Source organism: Streptococcus sp. 1621 (assembly GCF_013276615.1).
Lineage (GTDB): Bacteria > Bacillota > Bacilli > Lactobacillales > Streptococcaceae > Streptococcus.
Genome location: NZ_VMLJ01000004.1, coordinates 2,024 through 13,450, shown reverse-complemented (window position 1 = coordinate 13,450; position 11,427 = coordinate 2,024). Strand labels below are relative to the sequence as shown.

At 41.9% G+C, this 11,427-nt stretch carries 11 protein-coding genes; all 11 read right to left on the bottom strand.

Going from position 1 to position 11,427, the window contains the following annotated elements; translation table 11 throughout:
• Positions 1-149: 149 nt before the first annotated feature.
• Positions 150-929, bottom strand: coding sequence for a Sua5/YciO/YrdC/YwlC family protein (locus HT697_RS00695; protein ID WP_000160498.1), 780 nt, complete (start codon positions 927-929; stop codon positions 150-152).
• Positions 930-956: 27 nt separating this feature from the next.
• Positions 957-1,550 (bottom strand): 3-isopropylmalate dehydratase small subunit, encoded by a 594-nt coding sequence (gene leuD / locus HT697_RS00690; protein ID WP_000410620.1) that lies wholly within the window; start codon positions 1,548-1,550, stop codon positions 957-959.
• A 9-nt stretch (positions 1,551-1,559) separates the two neighbouring features.
• Positions 1,560-2,942 carry a 3-isopropylmalate dehydratase large subunit gene (gene leuC, locus HT697_RS00685; RefSeq protein WP_164226206.1) on the bottom strand — a complete coding sequence of 461 codons (1,383 nt, stop codon included), beginning with the start codon at positions 2,940-2,942 and terminating at the stop codon, positions 1,560-1,562.
• A gap of 3 nt (positions 2,943-2,945) precedes the next feature.
• Positions 2,946-3,215, bottom strand: a complete 270-nt coding sequence (locus HT697_RS00680) for a DUF1294 domain-containing protein (protein WP_000762420.1) — start codon at positions 3,213-3,215, stop codon at positions 2,946-2,948.
• Entirely contained in the window at positions 3,212-4,249 is a 1,038-nt protein-coding gene (leuB, locus tag HT697_RS00675; protein ID WP_173261728.1) for a 3-isopropylmalate dehydrogenase, read from the bottom strand. The genes HT697_RS00680 and leuB overlap by 4 nt, the downstream gene beginning before the upstream one ends.
• Before the next feature lie 11 nt (positions 4,250-4,260).
• Positions 4,261-5,823, bottom strand: a complete 1,563-nt coding sequence (locus HT697_RS00670; RefSeq protein WP_173261725.1) for a 2-isopropylmalate synthase — start codon at positions 5,821-5,823, stop codon at positions 4,261-4,263.
• Positions 5,824-6,137: 314 nt separating this feature from the next.
• Positions 6,138-6,794 carry an MmcQ/YjbR family DNA-binding protein gene (locus HT697_RS00665; protein WP_173261722.1) on the bottom strand — a complete coding sequence of 219 codons (657 nt, stop codon included), beginning with the start codon at positions 6,792-6,794 and terminating at the stop codon, positions 6,138-6,140.
• A 43-nt stretch (positions 6,795-6,837) separates the two neighbouring features.
• Entirely contained in the window at positions 6,838-7,470 is a 633-nt protein-coding gene (locus tag HT697_RS00660) for a copper homeostasis protein CutC (protein ID WP_173261719.1), read from the bottom strand.
• A 92-nt stretch (positions 7,471-7,562) separates the two neighbouring features.
• A complete protein-coding gene (locus HT697_RS00655) occupies positions 7,563-7,922 on the bottom strand; it encodes a YbaN family protein (RefSeq protein WP_173261716.1) in 360 nt (119 codons plus the stop codon).
• A gap of 105 nt (positions 7,923-8,027) precedes the next feature.
• Complete coding sequence (gene topA, locus HT697_RS00650) at positions 8,028-10,115, bottom strand: type I DNA topoisomerase (RefSeq protein ID WP_173261713.1); 2,088 nt, start codon at positions 10,113-10,115, stop codon at positions 8,028-8,030.
• Positions 10,116-10,280: 165 nt separating this feature from the next.
• A complete protein-coding gene (locus tag HT697_RS00645) occupies positions 10,281-11,324 on the bottom strand; it encodes a TIGR00341 family protein (RefSeq protein ID WP_050083959.1) in 1,044 nt (347 codons plus the stop codon).
• Between the last annotated feature and the right edge of the window lie 103 nt (positions 11,325-11,427).

Below are 11,427 nucleotides of genomic sequence, written 5' to 3'. Positions count from 1 at the left end.
CTCCTTTAATTAACTTTTACAAGTAAGTTCTATTAATATATAGTTCACCTCTAGCATATCATATCTATCAAAAAATGAAAAGAATTTCTAAACAAAAAGCCCAGTGTTAGGAGCTTTAATGTCTCTTAACGCTAGACTTCTTCTCTATCCTAATAATACTCTCCCTGGCGGTAGTCCCATGAGTTAAAGGTATCTGACAGGTGCATCATGATTTTATCAATGTCAAGCCCTTTGCGGATTACAACTGGAGCTGGTGAAGTTGAGCGAGCTCCTCCTTGTTCTGGAATGAGTTTGCCGTCTTTATCGACCATAGAGACCATCACACCTTGCTCGTAGCGTGTTTCAATCGTTTTGTCAGGTTGGATAGATGCCACATAGTCATCTGCTTCAATGACAAGGTCCACTGCTCCTTCGATGCGTTCTCCGATACCTTCTACCTTACCACGGTTTCCTTTTCCAGATGGGTTTGCAGATGAGGCATAGACCATCTTGCCTTCTTCCCAAAGTTTGGCAGCCAATTGTTCACCAGCTTTCCCAAACTTGATAACGAAACAGCTAGTACCACGAACGTCAGTCATCAGTTCTTCACGGCCATCCCCATAAGCTTTCAATTTCTCAAAGGCTTCTGGTTTCCAAGGAAGGATACAACCAAGAAGAATATCTTCATCCCAATGTTTTTGGTAGAAGGCTTCAATTTCTGGATTGAGTTGTGCTAAAGCACGAAGCTCATCCATGCTACCGCAGAGAACAACACCTGGTTTGTTACGATTACGCTCTTTGGCTGCGAACTTGCGTTCAAGACCTGCCTTGTCACTAGTCATAATAATGTAACCAACTTTTGTAGGGCAAACGATACATCCGCCCTCACCTTTTAAAATGTCATAGCCTTCTTGTGAAAGTGTTCCGTTCCATTGAATGTGTTTTGTCATAGTTCTATTTCCTTTTCTATTTTTCTTCTAATCCTGCCAGTAGGCTGGTCGTTGTTTTTCATAAGCAGCAATCAAATCTTCATACTGCAAGGTAATACCGATATCATCCAAACCATTTAAGAGTTTGTGTTTCCACTCACTATCGATTTCAAAAGTGAATTCTCCAATTGGTGAGATGATTTTTTGTTGTTCCAAGTCCACAGTTATCTGGTCACTTGGTTTTAGCTGTGCTAGTTTCTCTCTAACCTCTCTGGGCTGTACAATAGGCAACATGCCATTATTGAGTTCATTATTGTAATGAATATCACCAAAAGATCCTGCAATTACGACCTTGAAACCATAGTCCGCTAGAGCCCAAGCTGCGTGTTCCCTCGAAGACCCTGCCCCAAAGTTATCCCCTGAAATGAGAATACTAGCTTTACGATATTCAGGTCGGTTAAAGACAAAGTCTGGGTCCTCAGTATACTTGTCATCCAAATAACGCCAAGCATACATGAGGTACTTACCAAAGCCTTTTTTATCAATTAACTTGAGAAACTGCTTGGGAAGGATTTGGTCGGTGTCGATGTTATCATTCATGAGAGGAACGGTCGTTCCCGTATAAACTGTAAATTTCTCCATATCCTCTCCTTACTGGGCTTCTGGCATTTTCCGAACATCTACAAAGCGCCCTGCGATAGCTGCTGCAGCTGCCATGGCTGGACTGCAGAGGTGAGTCTTAGCACCAAATCCCTGTCTGTCTTCAAAGTTGCGGTTGCTGGTTGAGGCACAGTGAACGCCATCTGGAACCTTGTCAGGATTCATCCCCAGACACATGGAGCAACCAGGGTCTCTCCACTCAAAGCCAGCATCTAGAAATACCTTGTCCAAGCCCAACTTCTCAGCAGCTCGTTTGACAGGACGAGAACCTGGGACTACGATAGCCGTTAAGTTGGGGGCTATTTTCTTTCCTTTGACAAATCGCGCAGCCAGTTGCAAGTCACTGAGACGAGCATTGGTACAAGAACCGATAAAGATATAGCCTAGTTCAATATCAGCTGGCTTTTGACCAGGCTCCAAGTCCATGTAATTGTAGGCTCGCTCATCATTCATATCCTTAATTTCTGGGAAGCTACTGTCAAAGTCAACACCCATAGCAGGATTGGTGCCCCAAGTCACCATGGGAGCCAATCCTGAGACATCCATCTGGATAACCTTATCATAAACGGCATCCTCATCACTGACAATTGTTTTCCAATCCGCCACAGCCTCTTCGAAGTCCTTTGGAACACACTCGCGTCCCCTGAGATAATCATAGGTGGTTTGATCTGGATTCATGATTCCCATCTTGGATCCAAACTCGATGGACATATTGCAGATAGTCATTCGCTCTTCCATACTCAGTGCATCAATCGCTTGCCCACGATATTCCACCACATAGCCAACTCCACAGGCAACACCGTACTTGGCAATCAAGGCTAAAATGTAATCCTTGGAATAAACTCCTTTTTGAGGGACGCCAGTGAATTCCACCAGCATTTTCTTTGGTTTAACCTGCCAGAGTGTCTGGGTAGCAAAGACATGCTCGACTTCACTGGTCCCAATCCCAAAGGCGATTGCTCCGAAAGCTCCGTGGGTTGCTGTGTGACTGTCTCCACAGACAATGAATTTTCCTGGTTGGGTCCGTCCTGTCTCTGGACCAACCATATGAACGATTCCTTGCTTTTCGGAACCGTGGGCCGCATGTTCAATCCCAAACTCCTCAACATTTTCAGCCAGCTTATCAATTTGAGCCTTGGAAATGACATCTCTAATATCGTAGATATTGACCGTCGGGACGTTGTGGTCAAAGGTTCCAAATGTCAAGTCTGGCCGTCTCAATCTGCGACCTGCATCTCGTAGTCCTTGAAAAGCCTGAGGGCTGGTCACTTCATGAATATAGTGCTGGTCCACATACATGAGTTGGGGTTGCCCCTCTTCTCCTGTGATGACATGACGGTCCCATAATTTATCAAAAATCGATTTTCCTGCCATCCATTACCTCCAAATAAAATATAAGGCTACTAGTGTGGACACCATACCAAGAAACCAAACTGTTTTAAAATACCATTTTCGAGTCTTGTGATGAAAGATGATTCCTGCTAACCAGGCCCCAAAACCACCACAAGTAAAGGCTAAAATGAGTAAGATTTTCTCAGGGATGCGCCACGCTCTTCTTCTTGCCTTAGATTTGTCAATGCCATAAATGATGAAAATCATGACATTCCAAATCAAGAGGGCAAGAGTAATTTTTTCATCTAACTTCATAACCTTGCAATAATAGCTTCCGTCATTTCCTTGGTCGAAGCCTGACCTCCTATATCTCTCGTTAAAATACCAGCTGCCAAACTTGTCTCAACAGCATGCTCGATACGCTCTGCATCCTCATAACGTCCAAAGCTGTCTCTCAGCATCATGGCCACTGATAAAATCATGGAGATAGGATTGGCAATTCCTTGACCAGCAATATCAGGTGCTGAACCGTGAATAGGTTCATAGAGACTTGGTCCATTTTCAGAATGACTGGCTGATGGCATAACTCCAAGTGTGCCAGATAGGACGCTTGATTCATCAGAGAGAATATCTCCAAAAAGATTCTCCGTCACGATGACATCAAACTTGGCAGGATTGGTAATCATGAGCATGGCAGCTGAGTCCACTAACTGGTGTTCCAAAGTCACATCTGGGAAATCCTGTGAGACCTTCTCAGCTACTTTCCGCCAGAGTTTTGAAGTCGCTAGAACATTTTGCTTATCGATACTAGTAACGATTTTTCTGCGATTTCTTGCAATTTCAAATGCCTTACGAACAATCCGCTCTACTTCTTCATAGCTGTAGTCGTTGATATCACGCGCTTTCCGCTCTTCAAGGATATGATCCCCAAAGTAAATCCCGCCTGTCAACTCCCGCACAACGACAAAATCTACACCAGAAATTCGTTCTGGTTTTAGTGGTGACAAATGCTTGAGACTATCAAAGATTTTTACAGGGCGAATATTGGCATAGAGATTGAGTTCCTTACGGAGAGTCAGCAGGCCTTGTTCAGGGCGAACCGCTGCTCCATCATACTGGGGACTACCGATAGCCGCTAGGAGAATGGCATCTGCTTCACGACATACATTGAGGGTTTCATCAGGTAAAGGATGCCCTGCAGCATCAATACCTGCACCTCCAAAAGGTCGTTTGTCTATTTCATAGTCAAAGCCTGTTTTTTCAGCTAGAGCTTCCAGAATCTCTAAACCAGCCTCCATGATTTCTGGGCCAATTCCGTCCCCTGCTAGAGCTACTATTTTCTTTGTCATAGCCTTCTCCTTTACACACTAGGCATATCGCGGTAAGAAACACTGCGTCCCATCTCACCAGCATTCTCTTTTTGAACAAAAGTATTAGCGTTTATATAGGCAATAGCCGAAGCCTTCAACACATCGAAATCAAGCCCTGCTGCATTAAAGATGGTTTCTGTATCTCTGTTTTCAACAGTGACCAAAACCCGAGCCTGGGCATCAATTCCATCTGTCACCGCATCAATGGTATAGGATACCAAGCGAGTAGATTGATTAAAGAACTTGTCGATAGCATTAAAGATTGCTTCAACAGAACCTTGCCCTGTCGCATTAAATTCAACTTTCTCACCATCCATATTGGCTAGGCTTACGAGCGCTTCAATATCATTATCTGCATGGGTTTGAAGTTGTAAATCATCAAAATGGAATCCTTCTGGATTTTCAACCATGGTTCCAGCGACCAGCGCACGAATATCTGCATCTGTGATTTCTTGTTTCTTATCTGCCAGAGCCTTGAACTTAGCGAAGAGTGGTTTGATGTCCTCTTCTGTAAAGTCTAGGGCCAATTCTCTTAGTTTCTCAATAAAGGCATGGCGACCTGACAATTTTCCAAGCGGAAGACTGTTACTCTTGACACCAACCAATTCAGGTGTAATGATTTCATAGGTAAGAGGATTTTTAAGGACTCCGTCTTGGTGAATACCAGACTCGTGAGAAAAGGCATTACCACCAACCACAGCCTTGTTTTTAGGAACTGGAATTCCTGAGAAGCGTGAAACCATTTCTGACGTATTGATAGTCTCATTTAGAACAATACTGGTTTCTGCTTGATAGTAATCTTGACGAATATTGAGGGCAACTGCAATTTCTTCCAAAGCAGCATTACCAGCTCGCTCCCCGATACCATTGATGGTTCCTTCGACACGTCCTGCTCCGTTCTTGACAGCAGCAAGGCTATTAGCTACTGCCATTCCGAGGTCATCATGACAGTGAGGCGAATAGACAATCTGACGTTCCGCCTTGACATTCTCAATCAAGTATTTGAAGATAGCTCCGTATTCCTCTGGTGTGGTAAATCCTACCGTATCAGGAATATTGATATAAGACGCCCCTGCGTCTACCGCTGTTTGAACGACTTGTAGGAGAAAGTCCAACTCCGTTCTAGTCGCATCCTCAGGAGAGAATTCGACCACTTCAAACTTAGAACGGGCATAAGAAACATGCTCCTTAATAGCTTCCAAAATCTCTTCCTTGCTCTTATTGAGCTTATACTTGCGGTGAATCGGACTGGTAGCGATAAAGACGTGAACCTGTGGATACTTGGCGTCCTTGAGGGCCTCATAACAAGCATCAATATCAGACTTGACAGACCGTGCCAAACCAGTCACTGCCGTTTTCTTCAAAGCCTTAGCAATCTCCTGTACTGCCGTAAATGAGTCTGGGCTAGCTGCTGGAAAACCAGCTTCTATGGCTGAAATGCCCCATTTCTCCAGCTGCCTTGCTATGGCAATTTTTTCTTTGATTGAAAAGTTAACACCGGGTGTCTGCTCTCCATCCCGAAGGCTGGTATCTAGAAATTCAACTGTTCTCATAAGATTTCCCCTTTTCCAAATGTGATTTTTAAAAAAACATCTCGCTCAGAAACCCAAGCGAGATGTTGATTTACTCCCGCTTGGTAAGCCAAACAGGACTAATGCTTTTTGCACTAGCCCGAGTACCTCAACAACAAAGCAAATTGATTAAACTTAGCTGTTTTCATGTTTGACTTTCTCCTTCGTTTGATATCTTGTTTAGTATTTTAGCATAGGCAAAAGCACTTGTCAAGAAAAAATCAAATATTTTCTGAAAATTTCTTCAGTAGAGAATATTTTGCTAATTGAAAGTTCTTGAAAAATCTTGAAATGTATCATTTTTTAGAAGTTAAATTCCAACTTTTTTCTATCAATTCCAGTACCATTTCATCTGACAACGTATCATCAAAAGCCACACTAATCCAGTAGCGTTTGTTCATATGAAAGGCTGGATAAATTCCCTTTTTTGAAAGCAAATCTGCTACTTGGTCGTGTTTGAGATTGACTGCTTCGACTAGACCTTCTCTACCTTTTTCCAGCTTATCCCAAGAGATTTTCATCAAGACGGCATACCACTTTTTATTACTTTCATGTCTTAAGACTGCCGTATCAGGTGATTTTTCCCACAGATACTCCAACTGATTACCATACTTTTCCTGAATCTGAGCCATGATACGCTTAGTCTGAGGACAGATAAAATCTTGTACATCAAAACAAGCCTTCCGAATCTGGTAGAGAATCTCCAGACAAGCCTCACGGACACTTGCAACAAAACTTCCTGTCATACTTTCCATATGAACTTGAGGATAGAGGTCACCCGTTTCCTGATCAAAGACCTGAAAACTCACATTATCAGCAGTGATGGACACAGTCATGACAAAGTCGCCCTGCAAAATCTGGCTGCTATAATTCCAGACTTCCCCATTTTCTACAAAACCAAAAGCTTTAGCCTTTTCGTGATTAAACTGATAGGATTTAAAAATTTCAAACATAAGTGAAAACTGCTACCCAAAGCTAGCAGTTCCTTTCTATTTTTTAAAAGACAACCTTAGTTCCGTGCAATTGTGTCACGCCCAGCTGGTCAATAAAGGTTTGACGGTTGTCAAGGTCAATCCCCCCACCTGGTAGAATTTCAATTTTACCTTTAGCGTGCTCCAAAATTCTGTGATAGTGAGCAAAACGTTTGTCTAGTGAATCTCCAGACACACCAGCGCGAGTTAGGATACGAGTGACACCGGCTTGGCTGAGCCAGTCAATAGCCTCCAACTGCTCTTCATCACTCAATTCATCAAAGGCCATGTGGAAGACAATTTCCATTCCTTTTGATGCAGCAATTAACTTTTCAAGATTAGGCTTATCCAACTTCTTCTCAGCAGTTAAAGCCCCAAATACAACCCCTTGACTTCCAGCCTGAGCAGTCAAGCGAATGTCTTCTAGCATAATAGCAATTTCTAGGTCATTGTAGACAAAGTCGCCACCACGTGGACGAATCATAGTCATGATGGTCGTATCGTAGTTAGCTGCCAATTCAACCGCTGCCTTGGTCACTCCATAGCTTGGTGTTGTTCCCCCCACTGCTAGATTATCACAAAGTTCGATTCGACGAGCTCCAGCCTGCATCGCTTTTTCAAGCAAGGTCACATTTTCAGCACAAAATTCGTAAATCATTTGATTCTCCTTGAAGATTACTTTAAATTCATTATATCATATTGTTGTGAATATGCTTTCATTTTTATCAAGGCAAATAACTACTATTTTAACTATTCTTTGTCTGGAATGACCTTGAAGAGATAATAAGTGATAAAGGTGGTCAAGGCTCCCAGACCGATTTTGACTGGTAAGAGAGGGGCAAAATAAATGGAAATTCCCATCAAGATGTAGATAGAAACGATGATTTTTTTCTTACGTTCACGCGCAATTGACTTTGTTTCCCGAAAATCAGCTACATATGTTTGATAGAGCTTGGTATGATAAAGCCAGTCTTCGAAGCGCTTGGAACTTCTGGAGAAACAAGCAATAGACAACAAAAGAAAAGGCGTTGTAGGCAACAAGGGTAAAACAACCCCAACAATTGCCAAGGCCAGTGATAAAAAACCAATTATCAGATAGATAAGACGCATAACTACTCCTAATTAAAATAATCTTCTTCTAGTTTCGCATACAATGATGAATTTTGTCAAGTTCTAACCAAAAAGAGCCTGAAATTCACTTTCGGGCTCCTCCTCTTATTTAATCTTTTCTTCCTCGTAGTCACCCTTGCTACAAACAACCTGCTTGCCACCACCACGGACTTTTTTCTCCATGAGGAAGTTGCCACATTTTGGACAATCACGACCAACAGGCTTGTCCCAAGAGGTAAATTCACATTCTGGATAGCGATTGCAACCATAGAAGAGACGATTGCGTTTGGTTTTACGCTCAATGATTTGTCCCTGATGACAACTTGGACACTCAACACCAATCTCTTTCACGATTGCTTGGGTATGACGGCAATCTGGGAAATTGCTACAAGCGTAGAACTTACCAAAACGACCAAGTTTAATGACCATTGGACTGCCACACACTTCACAGTCAAATCCAGCTGCTTCATCCTTAATCTGGATTTTTTCCATTTCTTCTTCAGCCTTGGCAACCTCTTTAGAGAATGGTTTGTAAAAGGCATCAATGACCCGTTGCCACTGCTCTTTTCCGACTTCGACGTCATCCAGTTTGCCTTCCATTTCAGCTGTAAAGGTCACGTTTACGATATCTGGGAAATATTCAACGATGAGCTTGTTAACAATTTCTCCCAACTCTGTCGGTTCAAAACGTTTGGCTGCAAGGCGAACATAATAACGTTTCTGAATGGTTTCAATGGTTGGCGCGTAGGTTGACGGACGTCCAACCCCATTTTCCTCCAAGGTCTTAATCAGTGTCGCTTCAGAATAACGAGCAGGCGGTTGGGTGAAATGTTGCTCTGGTTTGCTATTGACCTGTTTGACCACATCTCCAACAGCCATATCCGGTAACATCTTATTCTTGTCAGAATCATTGTAAATGGCCAGATAACCATCAAACTTAACCTGACTACCATTAGCAGCAAATTGAACCCCATTTTGCGATAATTTTACAGCCATAGTATCAAAGACAGCAGCTGTCATCTGGCTGGCCACAAAACGATTCCAGATAAGGGTATAAAGCTTGAGCTGATCCTTATCCAGATACTTAGCAATACTTTCAGGTGTATTAAAAACACTAGACGGACGAATAGCCTCATGGGCATCCTGAGCACCTGATGCATTTTTGACCTTGCTACCGTGCTTAGAATACGTGCTACCAAAACGGTCCGTAATGAAACTTGCCGCCTCATTTTGCGCTACTGGACTGATACGGGTCGAATCGGTACGCATATAGGTAATCAAACCTTGAACACCAGAACCGATATTGATCCCTTCATAGAGCTGTTGAGCAACCATCATGGTCTTTCGAGTACGGAAATTGATTTTATTGGCAGCATCCATCTGCATTGATGAAGTGGTATAAGGTAATGGAGCATTGCGCTTGCGCTCTTTCTTATCCACCTGATCTACTGAAAAATCTTTACTGGTCAGACGAGACAAGACTTCCTTAACCTCATCATTGCTAGTCAGTTTCAGCTTTTTGCCATCTACTCCATAGAAGGAAGCCTGAAATTGCTTGGTTCCCTTTTTAAAGACGCCATCAATTGTCCAGTATTCTTCTGGCTGGAAGGCATTGATTTCATTTTCACGGTCAATGATTAACTTAAGCGCAATGGACTGTACGCGCCCTGCTGACAAGCCCTTCTTAACCTTCTTCCACAAAATAGGCGAAATCGAATAGCCTACCAAGCGATCCAGGACACGACGAGCCTGTTGGGCATCAACCAAGTCCATATCAATCTTACGAGGTTCTTTAAAAGCATTTTTGACAGCATCCTTGGTGATTTCATTGAAGACCACACGGTTGGCATCATTTTCATCCAAGTTGAGAATATGGGCCAAATGCCAAGAAATCGCTTCTCCTTCACGGTCCGGGTCACTCGCCAGAAAAACTTTATTAGCTTTTTTAGCTTCTTTTTTCAAGTCATTGATGAGAGGACCTTTTCCTCGGATATTGATATATTGCGGTTCATAATTATTTTCAATATCGACTGACATACTGGATTTCTTCAAATCACGGATATGCCCGACACTGGCTAAAACCTTGTAGTTTCTGCCGAGGTATTTTTCAATCGTCTTGGCCTTAGCAGGTGACTCCACGATTACTAGATTTTTTTTAACTGTTGATTTTTTCTTTTTTGTTGCCGTAGCCACAGTATCACACCTTTTCAAAGTAATAAACTTTATAAAGTGTAAACCATTTTTTGAACCCTGTCAAGACTTACCTACTATAATAGAAGAAAAGTTTATACTTAAGACCACAATCTTCCTTTGAGATACATAGAAGACTCACGAAAAAAACCAGCTATTCTCAAGAAATTATTGCTCCTCGGACTCTGTATCAAATTTATTAGCCTTTTCCTTTTCTTTTGCTTCCTTATCCTTGATATACTGGAAGAAATATTCCACCAGTTCTTCCTTGCTAAGTTGTTCTGAATCAGACAATTGGGAAACTTGAACAGAAACATCACTTAAACCATAGTCCCCCCTCTTACTTGAAATCATATCGAGTTCTTCTTCTGTCAAATAATTTCCTGAGATGGTTAGCTTTAGGGTATGAGTCTTTTTAGAATATGTTTTTTTCAAAATATTATGCCCCTGAAACTGCTCTGATATAAATTTATTAAGGGACTCTTTTTTCAACGTTTCTCTGACTAAAGTCGTTGCAGAGATGAAACTCGGAATCATCAGCAAAACAGCAACTAAAAGCAAAATCCTGCGCATTTTAGAGTCTTCTTCATTATCTCTAAAATAGTGCTTCTTAACCATCATCAACCTGACACCTATATAAGTCGCAATGACAATAAAGCTACAATTGATGAGGAATAGGTAAGAGGAGCCTATGATAAATTTTAGATTAGCAGAAGCAATAGCATAACCTACCGTACAAAGAGGAGGCATCAAGGCGGTTGCAATCGCGACACCAGGGACAATATTATTGGTCTCTTTTTTCCTAGCACCAATAATACCTGCTATCCCTCCTACAAAAGCAATGAGAACATCCCAAATAGTCGGAGAGGTTCTAGCAACAATCTCCGAACTAGCATACGAAATAGGAGAAAGATAAAAATAAAGTGTTGAAGCTATTAAACTGGCAAGAATTTGAATAGCTAATATTTTAAAAGATTTTCTTAACAATTTAAAATCAAATATAGCTAGAGAGAGTCCTACTCCCAGAATAGGTGTCATCAAAGGAGAGATTAACATGGCTCCAATAATCACGGGAGTCGAATCCATATTTAATCCGATAGAGGCGATAAGCATGGCACATAGCAAAATCGCTAAATCACTTCTGGAGAGTTCTAATTCTTCATATATTTTATTTCTAAATTCTACCAACGAGTACAGTTTATTATTTGTCACAAATGTCTTCCTTTCCTAGCTAACTAGTCGCTAATACTCTTCGAAAATCTCTTCAAACCACGTCAGCTTCACCTTACCGTATAGATGTTACTGACTTCGTCAG

Bases quoted from the DNA above. Each gene is read 5' to 3' on its own strand.
- HT697_RS00665 (WP_173261722.1), bottom strand. From the start codon at position 6,794: ATGTTTGAAATTTTTAAATCCTATCAGTTTAATCACGAAAAGGCTAAA.
- HT697_RS00655 (WP_173261716.1), bottom strand. From the start codon at position 7,922: ATGCGTCTTATCTATCTGATAATTGGTTTTTTATCACTGGCCTTGGCA.
- HT697_RS00695 (WP_000160498.1), bottom strand. From the start codon at position 929: ATGACAAAACACATTCAATGGAACGGAACACTTTCACAAGAAGGCTAT.
- leuB (WP_173261728.1), bottom strand. From the start codon at position 4,249: ATGACAAAGAAAATAGTAGCTCTAGCAGGGGACGGAATTGGCCCAGAA.
- leuC (WP_164226206.1), bottom strand. From the start codon at position 2,942: ATGGCAGGAAAATCGATTTTTGATAAATTATGGGACCGTCATGTCATC.
- HT697_RS00670 (WP_173261725.1), bottom strand. From the start codon at position 5,823: ATGAGAACAGTTGAATTTCTAGATACCAGCCTTCGGGATGGAGAGCAG.
- leuD (WP_000410620.1), bottom strand. From the start codon at position 1,550: ATGGAGAAATTTACAGTTTATACGGGAACGACCGTTCCTCTCATGAAT.
- HT697_RS00680 (WP_000762420.1), bottom strand. From the start codon at position 3,215: ATGAAGTTAGATGAAAAAATTACTCTTGCCCTCTTGATTTGGAATGTC.
- HT697_RS00660 (WP_173261719.1), bottom strand. From the start codon at position 7,470: ATGATTTACGAATTTTGTGCTGAAAATGTGACCTTGCTTGAAAAAGCG.